Source organism: Rhizobium leguminosarum, assembly GCF_019798305.1.
Classification (GTDB): domain Bacteria; phylum Pseudomonadota; class Alphaproteobacteria; order Rhizobiales; family Rhizobiaceae; genus Rhizobium; species Rhizobium leguminosarum_U.
The window spans coordinates 161873-179531 of the sequence record NZ_JAAXDD010000011.1 but is presented as its reverse complement, the minus strand read 5'-3'; the positions used below and the strand labels follow the sequence as shown (position 1 = coordinate 179531).

Genomic DNA, 17659 nt, shown 5'->3' with positions numbered 1-17659 from the left:
CTGGTGAGGTAAAGGAAATGGCGTGCCGGTGCAAGGCTTTCGCTATGGCGCGCATCGCGGCTTTGCCGTCCATTAACGGAGCCGCGGTAGGGTTCCCCTATGACGATGACCGATATTATAAAATGGGCCTTGCTGTTTCTGGCGCTGAACCTTTTGGTATTCTCGATCTATTTCATGGATAAGCAGGCGTCGCGCCACGGCAGGCGGCGCATCAGCGAGCGCACGCTTCTCGTGCTTGCGCTGATCGGCGGCAGCCTTGGCGCACTGGCGGCACAACATCTGTTGCGGCACAAGACGAGAAAGGAGCCGTTCCGGTCAATCCTGGCGGCGATCCTGATCTTGCATGGCGCACTGATTGCTGTGCTGGCCTTCGTGCCGCAATGGAGCTTTCTGCTTCTTCAGGATTTTTGAAGCATCAGAATTCCTGCCCATATTCGCCTTGGCTATCCGAAACGAGCTGTTTCGTCAGTCCAACGGAGGGCACGTCGCGATCAAGCTTCGGATTGTAAGCGACCGAGAGCCAATGGATGCTGTAGCCGTGCTTCCGGAAGAAGCCAATCGCCTCGCTATTGCCGGAATGGGTCTGCATCGCCGCCTTCTCGAGGCCCTGATCGGCGATCTCCTTTTCGATGCGGACGAGAAGGGCCGAACCAAGGCCCTGGCGGGTGAAGACGGGATCGATCCAGAAATCCGAGATGGTTTCGTCCAATCCCTCGCGCGCCGCCCAGCCTGCGACCTGGCCGTTCTGCTCGACGACGGTGATGGTCAGCCAGTCGTTTTCCACGAAGTTCCGGAAGGCGTTGCGCGCCGCGTCGGTCATCGCGTCCGATTCGCCGATCGACGCCATCGCCTTTTGCCAGGCCCTCAGCCCGATCTCGCTTAGTAGCTCCGCTTCACCGTCGCGGGCATTGCGAATGTGGATCAACGACACCTCCGCGTTACCCCGCAACTAGACCATTGAGTCGCGAATTTTACCAGTAGCTCAACGGGATGATCGACAGAAACCGCGGTTTTCGACTGGTTTTTGAGAGGCAAGTACGCTCTTGACCGAATTTTCCGGGCTGAATAATAGGTCTTATCGAGGTGTTTTATGTTGAGCCTGCCTCAGACCCGGTAAAGGCCCTGCCCGCAAGTTTTCTTGCGCGCATGGCCCGAAAAAAACGAAGCCCTGACGTTCGAATGAGCGCCAGATCGTTTTTGTGCGCCCTGCCGGGCGCGATACCGGATCTCAACACATGGACATTTCTCGCACGGAGCAGCGCATCCTGCATCTCATGGCCCAAGGCGGCCGCATTGAAATTACCCGCGACGACGACAGGAAGATCAAGGCGGTCAGCTGCTTCACCCGCGACGGCTGGCTCTATCCCGGCGTCGACCTCGATCTCTTCCGCAGGCTGAAGCGACTGAAGGCAATCAAGTCCTCAGGCGGCCACCCCTACCGGATCACCGAAAGAGGGCTGAGGTTGGTCAGGTCGCAGCTGAACAACAGGTAATAGCGGCCCTCCCGATCGCGTCTCGAACGGGCGCGATCGGGAGTATCGCCTCAAGCCTTTGCAGAGAGTTCCGCCCGCATCGCCGACCACTCGTCAGCCATCGTGCCCGTGCCGCGCGCCTTGCCGGCGCGGCGATACCAGTAGTCGGCGTTCCAGTCATCGCCCTCGATGCGATGGCAAAGGGCGTGCCCCCAGTCGAACGGCTGTTCGCCTTCGTGGCGCTGGCAGATGTCGTGGACCGCCTGCCAATCCGCGCCCATGGTGAAACCGCTGGCAGCGAGGCGATCAACTGCCTCGATCAATTGCGCAAGATCACTGTTCGCCATAAGACCCCCTCTTGGTTCCTGCTATTGGCCAGCCAACCGTTTCTCCAGATGGACTTTTTCAAGTTCGACACCCATGCTCTTGGAAAATTCGCGGCCACGCCAGATGATGGTGAAGCCGCAACGTTCGTAGAGCCGGATTGCGCCCTTATTCCCGGCGTGCGTGTCGAGCCTGGCCGTCGCCAGCCCCTCTGCAGCCATCAACTCGCACAAATGAAGCAAGAGAGCCCGGCCGACGCCGTTGCCGTGGTGATCGGGATGCACCCAGAGGTCGGACACATAGTTCGATTGATTTTCACGCGCGCCCCAGCCGACGATCGTCTCGTCCCGTTCGGGAACGAAGATCTCACCTTTCGTTTCCTCAGGAAAGATGATGAACTCATGCCGCACCCTGGCGATCACATCGGGATCAAGATAGCTGACCTCGAAGGCATCGCTGGCGGCCCAAGCGGCAAAGCCGACGGCGCCGACCGCTTCGTGGTCGGCAGCCGCTATTCTTCGGATCGTTAGATCCGTTACCACCACTTGGCCGGCGTAAACCGGCCGGCTGCCTGCTCGATGACATGAGCGGTCTTGAAGAGGGTTTCCTCGTCGAAGGGCTTGCCGATCAGCTGCAGGCCGAGGGGCAGTCCCTTATGGTCAAGGCCCGCCGGCACGGCGATGCCCGGCAGGCCCGCCATGTTGACCGTCACAGTGAAGATGTCGTTCAGATACATCTTCACCGGATCGGCGGCGAGGTTCTCATCGGCAACGCCAAAGGCAGACGACGGCGTTGCCGGCGTCAGGATAGCATCGACGCCGGCGTCGAAGGCGAGTTCGAAATCGCGCTTGATCAGCGTGCGCACCTTCTGGGCGCGGATGTAATAGGCATCGTAATAGCCGGCCGACAGCACATAGGTGCCGATCATGATGCGGCGCTTGACTTCCTTGCCGAAGCCCGCGGCACGCGTCTTCTCGTACATGTCGACGATATCCTTGCCGTCGACGCGCAGGCCGTAGCGCACGCCGTCGTAACGCGCGAGGTTCGAGGATGCCTCTGCGGGAGCGACGATGTAATAGGCCGGAAGGGCGTATTTGGTGTGCGGCAGCGAGATGTCGACGATCTCGGCGCCGGCATCCTTCAGCCAGGCGATGCCCTGGCGCCAGAGGGTCTCGATCTCATCCGGCATGCCGTCGACACGATATTCGTTCGGAATGCCGATCTTCATGCCCTTCAGCGACTGGCCGAGAGCTGCTTCGTAATCCGGCACCGGTAGATCCACCGATGTCGTGTCCTTTGCGTCGACGCTTGCCATCGACTTCAAAAGGATCGCGGCATCGCGCACGTCGCGGGCGATCGGGCCTGCCTGGTCGAGCGAAGAGGCGAAGGCGACGGTGCCCCAGCGCGAGCAACGGCCATAGGTCGGCTTGATGCCGACGGTGCCGGTGAAGGCGGCCGGCTGGCGGATCGAGCCGCCGGTATCGGTCGCGGTCGCGCCGGCGCAAAGATGCGCGGCGACCGCTGCGGCCGAACCGCCCGACGAGCCGCCGGGCACGAGCTGCTGGTTGGAGCCTGCGGCGCGCCAGGGATTGATCACTGGGCCGTAATAGGATGTTTCATTCGACGAGCCCATGGCGAATTCGTCCATGTTGAGCTTGCCGAGCATGACGGCGCCGTCATCCCAGAGGTTCTGCGTGACCGTCGATTCATAACGCGGCTCGAAACCGTCGAGTATACGGCTGCAGGCCTGGGTGTGGACACCGACGGTGGCGAAAAGATCCTTGATGCCGAGCGGAATGCCTTCGAGGTCACCGGCCTTGCCGGCGGCGATGCGCGCGTCGGAGTTCTTCGCCATGACGCGGGCGAGATCCGGCGTGATCTTGATATAGGCATTCAGCCGATCATTGGCCGCATCGATCGCCGAAATATAGGCTTCGGTCAGTTCGATCGCGGTGATCTCCTTGCCGCGCAGCTTCTGGCGGGCTTCGGCAATGGTCAGGCTGGTGAGTTCGCTCATCGTGTTTTCGCTTCAGATCTGGAAATGGCAACAGGGTCGGAAAGAGGCTTCGAAGCCTTATTCGACGACTTTCGGCACCAGGAAAAAATTGTGGTCGGTGACGGGCGCATTGGCAACGATATCGGCTGCCTTGCTGCCGTCGGTCACCGCGTCAGTGCGCTTCTTCATCGCCATCGGGGTCACCGAGGTCATCGCCTCGACGCCGTCGACATTCACTTCGGAGAGTTGCTCGACGAAGCCGAGGATGCCGTTCAGCTCGCCGACCATGCGATTTGCCTCGTCGTCGGAGACGGCAATACGGGCAAGGCGGGCGACGCGCTTCACGGTGGCAAGATCGACGGACATGGCATTCTCCGGATAGGATTTTTCCTACCCGCTATAAAGGCCATGTCCGCCTGACGCAACGGGGTTTCGTCAGATCGACAGGCTCTCGGAAGGCCTGATCGCCTTCACATCCGTCTTCGATCCATCCATGCCGGCAACGAATTTTTCCGCCGTCTGGTCGATGATCGGGAAGGTGCCGTAGTGGCAGGGGATCGCGGTCTTGAAGTTGAAATAGCGCCGGCAGGCAAGGGCTGCCACCGCGCCGCCCATGGTAAAGCGGTCGCCGACCGGCACGAAGCCGATATCAGGCTGGTGCAATTCGTTGATCAGCGCCATGTCGGAGAAGATGTCGGTATCGCCCATGGCAAGGATCGAGGCTTCGTCGTCGAAATGCAGCATCAGGCCGTTGGCGTTGCCGAGCGCGTGCGAGACGCCGTCCTCGGTGATCTGGGCGGAAGAGTGCAGCGCATTGGTGAAGGTCGCCGAGAAGCTGCCGAGCGCGATCGTGCCACCGGTATTGCCCATCTCGATCTTGTCGACGCCCTTGGAGCCGAGCCAGGCGGCGAGATCGGCATTGGCGAGAACGACGGCGCCGGTTTCCTTGGCGAGTGCCACGGTATCACCGACATGATCGCCATGGCCGTGCGTCAACAGGATGTGAGTGATGCCTGCAGAAACATCCTTGATATCCTGGCCGGAAAAGGAGGCATTATAGCTGAGGAATGGGTCGAGCAGGATCTTCGCCTTTGATGTCTCGATGCGGAAGGCGGAATGGCCGAGCCAGGTGATCTTCATGAAATGTCTCCTTATTACGTGATGCAAAGCTAGTTTAGATGCTAAGGACATATCTTATGCGGCCGCAAAGAAAAGCGGCGGCGACTTCAATTTGTTTTGACGGGATGAAACGGCGATGACGGTGCTGACGATCGAGGAAATGGCCGAGACGCTTGCCCCGCGACAGGCGATTGCCGGCCTGGATCTCGGCACCAAGACGATCGGGCTTTCGATGTCCGATCTCGGACGGCGCTTCGCCACGCCGCGCACGGTGATCCGCCGCGTCAAGTTCACCATCGATGCCCAGGCGCTGCTCGACTTCGCGATAGCGGAAAAGGTCGCCGGCTTTATCATCGGCCTACCGATGAACATGGATGGATCAGCAGGTCCGCGCGTGCAGGCGACACGCGCCTTCGTGCGTAATATGGAGCAGAAGACGGCGCTACCCTTCGTCTATTGGGACGAGCGGCTTTCGACGGTTGCGGCCGAACGGACGTTGATCGAAATGGACGTCTCGCGCGCCAAGCGGGCCGAACGGATCGATTCGGCCGCCGCAAGCTTCATCCTTCAGGGCGCGCTCGACAGGCTTTCCTTGCTGGCAAGATCTGATGGAGACGAATTCAGCGCCTGACGCGCTTTCCACCAGGCGATGATCGACTTGCGCTTCCGGAAGGCCAGGATGGCGAAGACGACGAGGCTGTCGACCGCGATTGCGCGGGCAACGAGGGGCGGGATAGACTCCGGCGGAATGCCGAGCGCCTTCCCGTATAGCTCGAACGTCAGGTCATGGACCTGCCGCGTGAACATGAAGATGCCGAAACTCATGTCATAATAGGAGAGCCAGTACCATCCGCCCAGAAAGACGATGGGGCCGGCCCAGAAGATCAGAAACCACTTCATGCGGCCTCTCCTCCATGCTTGCGCACCACGGGCAGATCGAGGGAGACCAACCAGGTCGATGATGCCATGATGCAAAGCACCAGCGTCGGAATTGCGATATCCAGCGCCAGGACTGCGAAAAACATCATCGCCGTCACCAGAAACGCGGCTTTAGCGATCTTGGTTCCCATGGGCGTCAACTCGGGCTCTACTCATACATTTCTGCTCACCGCCACACTGTCGGGTTAACCAGGCCCCCGCAACGTAAACCATTTGTTAAGGTTAATGCGAGCCCCGCCCCCTGTGGATGAGGCAGGCATCAGCCGTAAACGCCGCGGACGATGCGCTTCAGCGCTAGTGCCGCCTTCTCCCAGTCCTTGGATGTCTTCAGCGACAGGCCGGCGCACTGCCCGCCGGCTGCGGCTGCCAGCACAAGGTGCTGGATCGCGGCGATGACGACGGCGTTGACGACTGCCGCATCCACGCCCTTCGGCGGCGCCAGCGAGCCGCGCATCCGTTCGAGCCAGAGAGCGAGCGCCTTCGAACGCGCTTCGGCCAACCGCCTCACCTGTTCGGTATTTTCCGATATTTCCCAGGCGAGGATGCGGCGCATCAGCGGATCGGTTCTCAAGGCGTCGAGGAGGAGAAGCGACAGCCGCTCCATCAGGTCGCCATAGGTGAGCAGGAACATGCCGCCGGCGTCTTCCGGGATGCGATCCTTCACCCATGTGCCGAGATCGGTGCCGATCGCCTCGACCAAGCCGTCGAGGCCGCCATAGTAGCGATAGATTAGCTGCTTGTCGCAACCGGCGCGGCGGGCAACCGCATTGATGCCGAAATTCTGGAAGCCTTCTTCGGCGAGCAGCCCCTTGGCGGCGGCCAGGATTGCGCGCTCGGTGGCGCCGCGATCACGCACGCGCCGTTCCGGCTCGCCGCCGGCCCCAGGTGAATTTTCAAGAATTACGGCTTCATTCAGCATGATCGACCCTTCCCCGCTGTCACCAATCGGTGAGTAGCGAGGAGACATCAAGCAATCAATCTTATCCCCTTGGGAAGATTGTGGATATTCCAGCGGACAGTTGATTGTCCGTCGAACGGATGTGGAAAGCTGCACGCTGGACTGATCGGATCCGTCCAGAAATCTCGTTCTGGCGGTTGATCGTGATGGACGAACCCGGCATAGCTGCATTATGAACAAATCTAACAATCTCCGCTAAGGCCCTGCAATGGTGAACTATATCGAAGCCTCTACCGCGCCCCCGAAGAATACCGGCGCCATCCGGCTTTATGATGCTGAAGCATTCGAGGGTATGCGCAGGGCATGTCAGCTGACCGCGCGCTGCCTCGATGCGCTTGCCGACATCGTCAAGCCCGGCCTGCTGACCGATGAGATCGACAGGTTCGTCTTCGATTTCGGCATGGATCACGGCGCCTATCCGGCGACGCTGAACTATCGCGGCTACACCAAATCGACCTGCACCTCGATCAACCACGTCGTCTGCCACGGCATTCCCAACGACAAGCCGCTGCGTGACGGCGATATCGTCAATATCGACGTCACCTTCGTGCTCGACGGCTGGCACGGCGATTCCAGCCGGATGTATCCCGTCGGCGTCGTCAAGCGCGCTGCCGAGCGGCTGCTCGAAGTCACCTATGAATCGCTGATGCGCGGCATTGCCGCCGTCAGGCCTGGCGCCCGCACCGGCGCGATCGGCGAGGCGATCCAGACCTATGCGGAAGCCGAACGCTGTTCGGTGGTGCGCGATTTCTGCGGCCATGGCGTTGGCCGGCTGTTCCACGATTCGCCGAATATCCTGCATTACGGCCGCGCGAACGAGGGGCCGGAGCTGCGCGAAGGCATGATCTTCACCATCGAGCCGATGATCAACCTCGGCCGGCCGCATGTGAAGGTGCTGGCCGACGGCTGGACGGCGGTCACCCGCGACCGCTCGCTTTCGGCGCAGTACGAACACACCGTCGGCGTCACCTCCGATGGCTGCGAGATCTTCACGCTGTCGCCTGGCGGGCTCGACCGTCCCGGCCTGCCGTCACACATCGGGTGACGGTCCGATGGCGAAGGGCCCGGTTTCGACATCTTCCGACGACGAGCTGCCTTTCCCAACGCAAGATTCCCTTGCCGCCGACGAACGCTCGTTCTTTGGCGGACGGCCGCAAAAACCGTCCGCACCGAATGCCGGGACCGCCCTGCCCGCCTCGCTCGCAGGCCAAGAGCATTATCACGGCCATCGCGAGCGATTGCGTGACCGCTTCCGCGAGCTCGGCGACACCGCGCTTGCTGACTACGAAATCCTCGAACTGCTGCTTTTCCGGCTGATCCCGCGGCGTGACACCAAACCGATCGCCAAGGCGCTGATCGAACGGTTCGGCTCGCTCTCCGGCGTTTTCGGTGCGCCTCAGGCGCTGCTGATGGAAGTCAAGGGCGTCGGCGAGGCCGTGGCGCTCGACCTGAAGCTGATCTCGACTGTCGCCCACCGGACGCTGAAGAGCGAGCTCAGGAGCAAACAGGTCCTGTCTTCGTGGTCTTCGGTCATCCAGTATTGCCATGCCGCCATGGCGCACGAGACCCGCGAACAGTTCCGCGTCCTCTTCCTCGACAAGCGCAATGTGCTGATCGCCGATGAGGTGCAGGGCCGCGGCACGGTCGACCATACGCCGGTCTATCCGCGCGAGGTGGTCAAACGCGCGCTCGAGCTTTCGGCAACGGCGATGATCCTCGTCCACAACCATCCCTCCGGCGACCCGACCCCATCGCGCGCCGACATCGACATGACGAAGGTGATCATCGATGCCGCCAAGGCGCTCGATATCACCGTCCACGACCACGTCATCATCGGCAAGGACGGCCATGTCAGCCTGAAGGGGCTGAAGCTGATCTGAAAGGCACAGATCCGGCGGAATCGGCGGTCGTAAAACAATCTGTAACATTGACCGGCTAACGATGGACGGGCGACATTTTGCGTCGCAATATGATTCCTTTCCAATCCGGGGCTTGATGATGCTTCAGTACGATCTCGTTGTGGTGGGCAGCGGTCCCGCAGGGCGCCGCGGCGCGATCCAGGCGGCAAAACTCGGCAAGAAAGTGCTTGTCATCGAGCAGGGCAAACGCGTCGGCGGCGTGTCCGTGCATACCGGCACCATCCCTTCCAAAACGCTGCGCGAGACCGCGCTTAATCTTTCCGGCTGGCGCGAACGCGGCTTCTACGGCCGGTCTTACCGCGTCAAGGAAGAGATCAGCGCAGATGACCTGCGCCGCCGCCTGCTGATTACGCTCAACCACGAGGTCGAGGTGCTGGAACACCAGTTCGCCCGCAACCGCGTCCAACATATCCGCGGCGAGGCGAGCTTCATCGATGCGTCGACGCTGCAGGTGATCAAGGATGACGGCGAGACCACGCAGGTCACCGCCGCCAGCGTGCTGCTTGCCGTTGGCACAAAGCCGTTCCGCCCCGATTACATGCCCTTCGACGGCAAGACCGTTCTCGACAGCGACGAACTGCTCGACATCCAGGACCTGCCGCGATCGATGGTCGTCATCGGCGCCGGCGTCATCGGAATCGAATATGCGACGATCTTCAGCGCGCTCGACACGGCTGTCACCGTCATCGACCCGAAGGCGACGATGCTCGACTTCATCGACAAGGAAATCATCGAGGATTTTACCTACCAGCTGCGCGACCGCAACATGAAGCTGCTGCTCGGTCAGAAGGCCGACAAGGTGGAGAGGCTCGAAAGCGGCAAGGTCGAACTGACGCTCGACAGCGGCCGGCGCCTGACAACCGACATGGTGCTTTTCGCCGCCGGCCGCATGGGGGCGACTGATGCGTTGAACCTTCAGGCTATAGGCCTCGAAGCCGACAGCCGCGGCCGTCTCAAGGTCAATCCGGAAACCTTCCAGACATCGGTTGCCAACATCTATGCCGCCGGCGACGTCGTCGGCTTTCCGAGCCTTGCCTCGACCTCGATGGAACAGGGCCGCATCGCTGCCCGCGTCGCGGTCGGCGCGGTCGCCAAAGAGCCGCCGAAATATTTCCCCTACGGCATCTATGCCGTGCCGGAGATTTCGACCTGCGGCCTGACCGAAGAAGAGATGAAGGAGCGCGGCATTCCCTATGAATGCGGCATCGCCCGCTTCCGCGAGACGTCGCGCGGTCACATCATGGGACTCGACACCGGGCTTTTGAAGCTGATCTTCTCGCTGAAGACCCGCCGCCTGCTCGGCGTGCATATCGTCGGCGAAGGCGCCACCGAGCTGGTCCATATCGGCCAAGCGGTGCTGAACCTCAAAGGCACGGTCGAATATTTCGTCGAGAACACCTTCAACTATCCGACGCTCGCCGAAGCCTACAAGATCGCTGGGCTCGATGCCTGGAACCGGATGGGCGACATCAAGTCGGAGCTTTAAAACGCATCATGTAGACGGCGGAGCTGTCGTCTAAATCTGGCCGCCAAAACGGAGCCGAATGACATTGCGCATCATTTCGCTGAACGCATGGGGCGGCAGGCTGCATGAGGCCTTGATCGGCTATGTCAGGCAAGCCGATCCGGATGTCCTGTGCCTGCAGGAAGTGCTGCGGGCGCCAGGTACGGGCGGCGGATGGTCGATCTATCGGGACGCGGGGCTGGAGCTGCCGCAGCGCGCCAATCTGTTTACTGAGATCAGCACCGCCCTGCCCGGCCACGACGGCTTTTTTTGCCCGACCTCGAGAGGCGAGCTTTTCGATGGCGATACCGCGATTGTCGCCGAATTCGGGCTGGCGACCTTCGTGCGCAAGACGCATTCCCTCATCGCAGAAGGGCTGGATTTCGTGCACGGCCGTTTTTCCGCCGATGGCTGGGGCGAACATCCGCGACCACGAAACGCCCATTGCATCCGCCTCTTCAGCCATGAGCATGCTTCTACCGTGACGATCGCCCACATGCATGGCTTGCGCGATCCCGCAGGCAAGGGCGATACCGCAGCGCGCGAGGAGCAGGCCGCAGCGTTGGTCAGGCTCATCGAGCGCGTCTGGCCCGGCGGCGAAAATCTCGTCGTCTGCGGCGATTTCAACGTGTTGCCTGACAGCGCGACCTTTGCGATTCTCGCCAGACTCGGGCTTTCCGATCTCGTCACCGGAAACGGCCTTGTAGACACGCGAACCTCCTACTATCTGAAGCAGGGCCGCTTTGCCGACTACATGCTGGTGACGCCGGGGGTCAAGGTTGCCAAATTCGAGGTGGTCGAGGCGCCCGAAGTCTCCGACCATCGCGCATTGCTGCTCGATATCGGGTAGTATATTGAGGAGTGATACACTTCGCGAAGCGTTTGCGCGCCGTGCCTTTTTTTACGCCTTAGTTTGAACCCTCATAAATGGCATTGATACGCCGTGCCTGATATATGCCTTCAACGCCATTTTGCCTTCGGGCAAAAGCTTCTAGAGAAAGATAGATAGTCTTGTCCCATGTCTTGGAAGCTGCGCGCAGACGTTTTCAGCTGATCCTGATCAAGCCGTCGCATTATGACGATGACGGCTACGTCATCCGCTGGTGGCGGGCGATGATCCCCTCCAATTCGCTGGCGGCTCTTTATGGCATCGCCGCCGAATGCGCCGAGCGTAAGGTGCTCGGCGACGATACGGCGATCGACATCACCGTGATCGACGAGACCAATACGCGGATCGATATCGCCGGACTGCTGGCGCAGTTCAAGCGTCACGACAATTTCGGCATGATCGCGCTCGTCGGCGTCCAGACCAACCAGTATCCGCGCGCTCTCGATATCGCCCGTCCCTTCCGCGATGCCGGCCTGCCGGTTTCGATCGGCGGCTTCCATGTTTCCGGTTGCCTGTCGATGCTGGATGGCAAGGCCGTCGGGCTCGACGCCTGCCGCGACATGGGCATCTCGATGTTTGCCGGCGAAGCCGAGGGCCGGCTCGACATGGTGCTGCGCGATGCCGCCGCCGGCGAGCTGAAGCCGCTCTATAATTTCATGAACGACCTTCCCGGCATCGGCGGCACGCCGGTTCCCTTCCTGCCGAAGGACAATATCCAGCGCACGCTCGGGCTCAGCACCAGCTTCGATGCCGGACGTGGCTGTCCCTATCAGTGCTCGTTCTGCACCATCATCAACGTGCAGGGACGCAAGTCGCGCTTCCGTTCGGCCGACGACGTCGAAAAGCTGGTGCGGATGAACTGGGCGCAGGGCATCCACAAATTCTTCATCACCGACGACAATTTCGCCCGCAACAAGGATTGGGAATCGATCTTCGACCGGTTGATCGAACTCAAGGAGCGGGACGGTATCCCACTCGGCCTGATGATCCAGGTCGACACGCTCTGCCACAAGATCCCCAATTTCATCGAGAAATCCCGGCGCGCCGGCGTCACCCGCGTCTTCATCGGCCTTGAGAACGTCAATCCGGACAATCTGACCGCCGCCAAGAAGAACCAGAACAAGATCACCGAATACCGCAAGATGCTGCTCGCCTGGAAGGCACAGGGCATCATGACGCTTGCCGGTTATATCCTGGGCTTCCCGGCCGATACGCCGGAATCGATCCGCCGCGACATCGCGATCATCCAGGAAGAGCTGCCGCTCGACGTCATCGAATTCTTCATCCTGACGCCGCTGCCCGGCTCTGAGGACCATCAGGTCCTGTGGAAGAAGGGCATCGAGATGGATGCCGATCTCAACATCTACGATGTCGAGCACGTCTGCACCGCGCATCCCAAAATGAGCAAGCAGGAATGGGAAGACATCTACCACGAGGCCTGGTCGCTCTATTATTCGCCTGATCATATGAAGACGCTGCTGCGCCGCGCCGTGGCGACCGGGGTACCGCTGGCAAGGCTCGTCAAGGTTCTGGTCTCCTTCGCCACCACCGTGCCGCTGGAAAACGTGCATCCGCTGCAAAGCGGCCTGCTGCGCCTGAAGACGCCGTCGGAGCGGCGCCCCGACCTGCCGCGCGAGAATCCGCTGGTCTTCTGGCCGCGCTTTGCCTGGGAAACGTTCAGAAAACATGCTTCGCTCGCAGGCACGATCATAGGCCTGACGATTTCGGCCTTCCTGATTTCAAGGGATGCCAAGTCGAAGACCTATATGGATCAAGCTTTGACGCCGGTTGCCGACGACGAAGAGGAAACTCTCCACCTCTTCACACAGACCGCCGGCGGCGCCGCAGCCGTCAGCCATGTCAGGAAAGTGGCGCAACTGACAGCGCATTGAGCGGGAATTCTTGCAACGGCAGCTGACCGCCCTGGCGGCGGAAAACATGGACGGCATCAAACTCTAAAGCGCGGCGCAATCTTTCAGATTCGCTCCTCGCGCTTTAAGTCTTTGTTTTACGCATGTCGTTGTCGCAAAACCGCTGTACACTTTTGCGCGACATGCTTAGGCCAATGCATGTCGCTAAAGCGCGTCGCCTGAATCAAGTTTGACAACGCTTCGAAGGCTCCGACCTTGGTGGCCGTTTAAGCAACTTGGATCATCTTGGCCGTCTCGGCCACTTGCAGCGTGTCGACGAATTCGACGATCTTGACCAGTTTCCCATTCCGGAAATGGATCTTGTCGATGAATTCCGTATGGAAGCTCACGCCCGATGGGATGTGCCTGACCTCGCCTTCGCGGTGGGCAAAGACCATCTGCTCATCTTCGTCCACATAGATGCCTGTCCTGATCTTCGATAGATCCCATACTGTGATAAGCTGCGCTATCGCTTGGCGAAAATCATGCCCGCTTGATTCAGTCGAAATAGGCGCCAGCCGTGTATTGCCGACGATGCGGAAGGTGCAATCCTCGCCGATCAGCGCCAGCGTAGCTTCGACGTCGCCGCGGTCACGCACGGCATAGATTTCTTCCACCAGCTTCTTCATGTCATGCTTTGCAGTCATTTTCAGGTCCTCCCCCATCAGCGAATTTTTGCATCTAATTATACTTCAATGCAACTCTTTGTTGTTCAGGATGAATAAACACAATGGAGTAGCGTTCGAGAATGAACTGACCTGGACAATAGAAAAAGGCCCCGCACGATGGCGAGGCCCCTCCAAACTTCTGAACTGAAAAGCGATTATTCGGCGCTTTCGTCAGCCGCCTTCTTCTTCGGAGCAGCCTTCTTCTTCGGCGCGGCTTCTTCGCCTTCACCGGCGTCAGCTGCCTCGGCCTTGGCGGCAGCCTTCTTCTTCGGCGCGGCCTTCTTGGTCTCGGCCTTCGCTTCGCCTTCTTCCTCGGCGAGCAGCTCTTCCTTCGTCACCTTCTTGTCAGTAACGTCGATTTCGGTCAGCAGGTGATCGATGACCTTCTCTTCGAAGATCGGCGCGCGGATCGAAGCGGCGGCACCCGGCTGGCTGCGGAAGAATTCGAGGATCTGCTTTTCCTGGCCCGGATACTGGCGCAGCTGATCGTAGATGGCGCGCTGCATTTCGTCTTCGCTGACTTCGACGCCGGCCTTTTCGCCGATTTCGGAGAGAACGAGGCCGAGTCGAACACGGCGCTCGGCGAGCGTCTTGTATTCCTCGCGAGCCTTCTCCTCGGTCGTGTCTTCATCCTCGAAGGTCTTGCCGGACTGGGCGAGGTCGTTGTTCACCTGGCTCCAGATGCCGTTATATTCGGCGTCGACGAGCGAGTTCGGGGTCTCGAACTTGTACATCTCGTCGAGCTGGTCGAGGATCTGGCGCTTCAGCTTCTGGCGGGTCAGCGAGCCGTACTGCGATTCGATCTGGCCACGGACGATTTCCTTCAGGCGGTCGGCGGATTCGATGCCGAGCTTGGAGGCGAGTTCGTCGTTGATCTCGACGTCGGCAGGTGCGGCGACTTCCTTGACTGACACGTCGAAGGTCGCTTCCTTGCCGGCGAGATTCTTGGCCGGATAATCGGCCGGGAAGGTCACGGTGATGGTCTTCTCGTCGCCGGCCTTGACGCCGACGAGCTGGTCTTCGAAGCCCGGAATGAAGCGGCCGGAGCCGAGCACCAGTTCGGCGCCCTGGTCGGTGCCGCCTTCGAAGGCTTCGCCGTCGACCTTGCCGACGTAATCCATGGTGATGCGGTCGCCGTTTGCGGCCTTACCGGTCTTGGTCTCGTAAGCGCGGGCGCTTTCGGCGACCTTCAGGACCTGCTCGTTGACTTCGTCGTCCGAGATGTCGATGACTTCGCGCGTGACCTTGATGCCCTTGACCGACTTCAGTTCGATCGGCGGCAGCACTTCGTAGGAGAGCGTGAATTCGAAATCCTGCTCGGCGGCGAGGATCTTGTCGGCTTCGTCCTTGTCCTCCGTCATGGCGATTTCCGGCTGCGTGGCCGACTTCTCGCCGCGGCTGGACAGGATGGCGGCCGGCTGCTCGCGGACGATCTCGTTGACGAGGTCGGCCATGATCGACTTGCCGTAGACCTTCTTGAGGTGAGCAGCGGGTACCTTGCCCGGACGGAAGCCGTTGATGCGGACCTTGTCTTTCACATCGGCAAGACGCTCATTCATCTTGTCTTGCATGTCCTTGGCCGGGATAACGACCTTGATTTCGCGCTTCAGCCCTTCAGCGAGCGTTTCGATAACCTGCATGTCTTCCTACCTTCATTTCGTGGCGGCCGTGCCCAGACGCCGTTCGTTTCGATGAGCACGACGCCGGCGATCCTGCCGCGCGTGGCTTTTCCCAATTCCTGTATCATTCCGCCCACAGGGGAACGGCACTCGCGGGCTATTCGGGACAACTCTCGGCTGCCCTAAGCCAACCGATTTCAGTCTCCCGCCTGCAAACAGCTTGGTGCGGGTAGAGAGACTTGAACTCCCACGCCTTGCGGCACCAGAACCTAAATCTGGCGTGTCTACCAATTTCACCATACCCGCGTTCACAAAACCGCATGCCTATGCCTGCGCATGAGGCCTTCCGGAGCGCGGCGTCTCTATATCACCCGATTTGGTCGAGGCAAAGGAAAAATGAACGGCAAATGACAGGGGACTTGCGGCCCTGGAGCCGCCCTCCTCCGAAGTGCGGCCGGATCAGTAAAGTGGCTCGTCATAAACCGGCTTGCCGTCAACGAGAAGGCTGCGGATCTGTGCGCTTCCCGCTGGCGAGACGCGCACGGATATTGCGACATTGCCGTCGTTGCGGGCCTCCTCGATCGGCTTGCCCTCGCCTTCAGGAACGTAGTAGCGCTCGATGCCGTATTCGACACGCATGCTGTCGTCGGCGGCAAGTCCGCCGCTATAAAATGGCTGGCTGCGCAAGATCACAGTCTCCGGCTGCGGAGGCAGTTCGTGAAAGGACGATTCGGTCACCGTCCAGAAACCGTCCTCCTGCTTTTTCAACCGGACCCATAGCACACGTTCGCCGGCCTCAGCCGGAACGCCGTCGGAAACCGTCTGCACCGGCACCGAGGAAATGTCGTAGTTCAAGACGACATAATCACCGCGCAGGAAATCGCGCGGATCGACGGGCGCCGTCTTCAGCAGCACCTCGGCGCCGTCGCTGAGGATCGACGCCCGGCTCTGGATGATCGTGCCGAGAATCAGGGTCTGCAGACCGGCGACGATGATCGCCGAAAGCAGATAGCCCTTGCCGGATTGCAGCCTTGCCATGAACGAGCTCATGCGCGCTCCCCCTGTGCATTCGCCGAAAACCGCCGTTCGAGACGGATGACCATCCAGGCGACAAGCGCCACCACGAGACCGGAGAAAAGGAAGAGGCTCGACGTGCCAAGGATCGAGCCGACGGTGACGGAGGCGAGATAGAGCATCTCGGCGGCGAAAGTCGTATAGGCGAGATATCGCACGGCGCCGTTATCCCTGCCATGCAGGGCGATCGCCAGCACGGAAGCGGCAAGCGTCGCCACTCCGAGCACCACCAGCCGCCAGCCATCCTCGATCTCGATATGCAGCAGCAGCAAGCCGATCCCGGCCACAAGGAAGCTGTAGAAGGCCGGGGCCGCACCGGCGCTCCTGACCAAGGAGGCAATAGGCCGGAGCGGCAACGCCGTCAGCACGAAGGCCGCCATGCCACCGATCGCGAAGGCAAGCGCCACGGCGATCTCCTCATAGAGAGTATAGAGCCAGGCGAGCCAGCCGATCAGCAGCAGATAGGCGAGATGGCGGGCCCGCTCAGCGCCGGTAAAACGCACCAACCCGATGAGGATTACCGCCATGAGAGGCGCCATCCAGGGATCGAACCCTATCCAATGCGTGTCGTGGTTCTCAAGATAGACGGCGAAGGACGCCCAGGAGAGGAAGCCCGCGACGACGGCCACTGCGCCCGAACGGAACAGGATCGCCGAGATCGTCGCGATGGCGAACCAGAGATACATCACCGTCTGTTCGTCGCCGGAGAGATGATACATCTGCCCGACCAACGAGATGGCGCCGCCGAAGCTCATCGCGCCGATGACCAGCAACCCGCCTGCCGCCGCCGTCGCACCGCGGGCAAGCAGCCGGGCAGCGGCGATATGCACCACCCAGATCAGGGCAAGGATGGCGCCGACGCGGACGAGGCGCGGGATGGCCTCCCAGTTGGAGGCGATGACCAGCAGGATGGCAGCGGCAAGCAGCACCGCTGCCAGCGCCATCAGCACCCGGCCGAGGCTGAAGCTTGCCGGCCGGCTGTCATATTCGGCGAGAAGCGCACCTGCCGTTTCCTGCCCGAGCAGACCCTTACCCACCCAGAGCGAGAGATCCCGCTCCAATCTGCCGCGATACATGCTCAACCCCTCGATTTCCGCAACGTCGACTGCGGCGCTGCAGCTCACGCCGTTATAGACGCAGCACGGGTGTTCGCAAACGCTCTTGCGACAAATATACAAGTTCCTCATTGGTCTAAATAGTATCGAGTGTTAACCGGCCGCTAACGTCATAAGCGCTAATATAACCTATGAACGGAGAAAGGTATGCGG

Annotated in this window: 21 protein-coding genes and 1 tRNA gene; 8 read left to right on the top strand and 14 right to left on the bottom strand. The window is 60.6% G+C overall.

Annotated features, from left to right (window positions below):
- The first annotated feature begins 99 nt into the window (after positions 1-99).
- Entirely contained in the window at positions 100-411 is a 312-nt protein-coding gene (locus HFO99_RS20750; RefSeq protein WP_222363273.1) for a DUF1294 domain-containing protein, read from the top strand.
- A gap of 4 nt (positions 412-415) precedes the next feature.
- Here the strand turns inward: HFO99_RS20750 and HFO99_RS20745 are convergent, their stop codons facing one another.
- Positions 416-925 (bottom strand): GNAT family N-acetyltransferase, encoded by a 510-nt coding sequence (locus HFO99_RS20745; RefSeq protein ID WP_222335850.1) that lies wholly within the window; start codon positions 923-925, stop codon positions 416-418.
- A 310-nt stretch (positions 926-1235) separates the two neighbouring features.
- Here HFO99_RS20745 and HFO99_RS20740 point away from each other — a divergent pair, with 310 nt between their 5' ends.
- Entirely contained in the window at positions 1236-1493 is a 258-nt protein-coding gene (locus HFO99_RS20740) for a YjhX family toxin (protein ID WP_222363272.1), read from the top strand.
- Between the two features lie 50 nt (positions 1494-1543).
- Here HFO99_RS20740 and HFO99_RS20735 read toward each other — a convergent pair whose 3' ends face one another.
- From HFO99_RS20735 to HFO99_RS20715, 5 genes are all read right to left on the bottom strand, one after another.
- Positions 1544-1819 (bottom strand): hypothetical protein, encoded by a 276-nt coding sequence (locus HFO99_RS20735; protein WP_222363270.1) that lies wholly within the window; start codon positions 1817-1819, stop codon positions 1544-1546.
- A 21-nt stretch (positions 1820-1840) separates the two neighbouring features.
- On the bottom strand, positions 1841-2341 hold the full coding sequence (locus HFO99_RS20730; RefSeq protein WP_222363268.1) for a GNAT family N-acetyltransferase: 501 nt from the start codon (positions 2339-2341) through the stop codon (positions 1841-1843).
- A complete protein-coding gene (gene gatA / locus HFO99_RS20725; protein ID WP_222363259.1) occupies positions 2332-3813 on the bottom strand; it encodes an Asp-tRNA(Asn)/Glu-tRNA(Gln) amidotransferase subunit GatA in 1482 nt (493 codons plus the stop codon). Before gatA ends, HFO99_RS20730 begins: the two co-directional genes overlap by 10 nt.
- Before the next feature lie 57 nt (positions 3814-3870).
- Positions 3871-4158 (bottom strand): Asp-tRNA(Asn)/Glu-tRNA(Gln) amidotransferase subunit GatC, encoded by a 288-nt coding sequence (gene gatC / locus HFO99_RS20720; protein WP_222252775.1) that lies wholly within the window; start codon positions 4156-4158, stop codon positions 3871-3873.
- Between the two features lie 69 nt (positions 4159-4227).
- Positions 4228-4932 (bottom strand): metal-dependent hydrolase, encoded by a 705-nt coding sequence (locus HFO99_RS20715; protein ID WP_011651680.1) that lies wholly within the window; start codon positions 4930-4932, stop codon positions 4228-4230.
- A 115-nt stretch (positions 4933-5047) separates the two neighbouring features.
- On the opposite strand from HFO99_RS20715, the gene ruvX reads away from it, so the two are divergent.
- Positions 5048-5542 (top strand): Holliday junction resolvase RuvX, encoded by a 495-nt coding sequence (gene ruvX / locus HFO99_RS20710; protein WP_222363257.1) that lies wholly within the window; start codon positions 5048-5050, stop codon positions 5540-5542.
- On the opposite strand, the gene HFO99_RS20705 is transcribed toward ruvX, so the two are convergent.
- The 3 genes from HFO99_RS20705 to HFO99_RS20695 all read right to left on the bottom strand — a co-directional run bounded on the left by HFO99_RS20705 (position 5479) and on the right by HFO99_RS20695 (position 6769).
- Positions 5479-5811 carry a DUF6105 family protein gene (locus tag HFO99_RS20705; protein ID WP_164576812.1) on the bottom strand — a complete coding sequence of 111 codons (333 nt, stop codon included), beginning with the start codon at positions 5809-5811 and terminating at the stop codon, positions 5479-5481. The two genes, ruvX and HFO99_RS20705, sit on opposite strands and share 64 nt — an antisense overlap.
- Entirely contained in the window at positions 5808-5981 is a 174-nt protein-coding gene (locus HFO99_RS20700; RefSeq protein WP_222363255.1) for a hypothetical protein, read from the bottom strand. The genes HFO99_RS20705 and HFO99_RS20700 overlap by 4 nt, the downstream gene beginning before the upstream one ends.
- A 128-nt stretch (positions 5982-6109) precedes the next feature.
- Positions 6110-6769: a TetR/AcrR family transcriptional regulator gene (locus tag HFO99_RS20695; protein WP_222302113.1), complete on the bottom strand. Its 660-nt coding sequence runs from the start codon at positions 6767-6769 to the stop codon at positions 6110-6112.
- Between the two features lie 247 nt (positions 6770-7016).
- Here HFO99_RS20695 and map point away from each other — a divergent pair, with 247 nt between their 5' ends.
- From map to HFO99_RS20670, 5 genes are all read left to right on the top strand, one after another.
- The gene (map, locus tag HFO99_RS20690; RefSeq protein ID WP_222363253.1) at positions 7017-7853 is read left to right on the top strand and encodes a type I methionyl aminopeptidase; all 837 of its coding nucleotides are present in this window, start codon (positions 7017-7019) and stop codon (positions 7851-7853) included.
- Between the two features lie 7 nt (positions 7854-7860).
- On the top strand, positions 7861-8688 hold the full coding sequence (gene radC, locus HFO99_RS20685; protein WP_222335859.1) for a RadC family protein: 828 nt from the start codon (positions 7861-7863) through the stop codon (positions 8686-8688).
- 118 nt (positions 8689-8806) lie between these two features.
- Positions 8807-10213 carry a Si-specific NAD(P)(+) transhydrogenase gene (gene sthA / locus HFO99_RS20680; RefSeq protein WP_222363251.1) on the top strand — a complete coding sequence of 469 codons (1407 nt, stop codon included), beginning with the start codon at positions 8807-8809 and terminating at the stop codon, positions 10211-10213.
- A 58-nt stretch (positions 10214-10271) separates the two neighbouring features.
- Positions 10272-11081, top strand: coding sequence for an endonuclease/exonuclease/phosphatase family protein (locus HFO99_RS20675; RefSeq protein WP_222363249.1), 810 nt, complete (start codon positions 10272-10274; stop codon positions 11079-11081).
- A gap of 161 nt (positions 11082-11242) precedes the next feature.
- Positions 11243-13012 carry a B12-binding domain-containing radical SAM protein gene (locus tag HFO99_RS20670; RefSeq protein ID WP_222363247.1) on the top strand — a complete coding sequence of 590 codons (1770 nt, stop codon included), beginning with the start codon at positions 11243-11245 and terminating at the stop codon, positions 13010-13012.
- Between the two features lie 245 nt (positions 13013-13257).
- Here HFO99_RS20670 and HFO99_RS20665 read toward each other — a convergent pair whose 3' ends face one another.
- The 5 genes from HFO99_RS20665 to HFO99_RS20645 all read right to left on the bottom strand — a co-directional run bounded on the left by HFO99_RS20665 (position 13258) and on the right by HFO99_RS20645 (position 17467).
- Positions 13258-13677, bottom strand: coding sequence for a nuclear transport factor 2 family protein (locus HFO99_RS20665; protein WP_222363245.1), 420 nt, complete (start codon positions 13675-13677; stop codon positions 13258-13260).
- Between the two features lie 176 nt (positions 13678-13853).
- Positions 13854-15338 carry a trigger factor gene (tig, locus tag HFO99_RS20660; RefSeq protein WP_222363243.1) on the bottom strand — a complete coding sequence of 495 codons (1485 nt, stop codon included), beginning with the start codon at positions 15336-15338 and terminating at the stop codon, positions 13854-13856.
- Positions 15339-15538: 200 nt separating this feature from the next.
- A tRNA-Leu gene (locus HFO99_RS20655) sits at positions 15539-15623 on the bottom strand.
- A 153-nt stretch (positions 15624-15776) separates the two neighbouring features.
- Complete coding sequence (locus HFO99_RS20650) at positions 15777-16367, bottom strand: GDYXXLXY domain-containing protein (protein ID WP_222363241.1); 591 nt, start codon at positions 16365-16367, stop codon at positions 15777-15779.
- Positions 16364-17467 carry a DUF2157 domain-containing protein gene (locus HFO99_RS20645; protein ID WP_222363239.1) on the bottom strand — a complete coding sequence of 368 codons (1104 nt, stop codon included), beginning with the start codon at positions 17465-17467 and terminating at the stop codon, positions 16364-16366. The genes HFO99_RS20650 and HFO99_RS20645 overlap by 4 nt, the downstream gene beginning before the upstream one ends.
- Positions 17468-17659 lie beyond the last annotated feature (192 nt).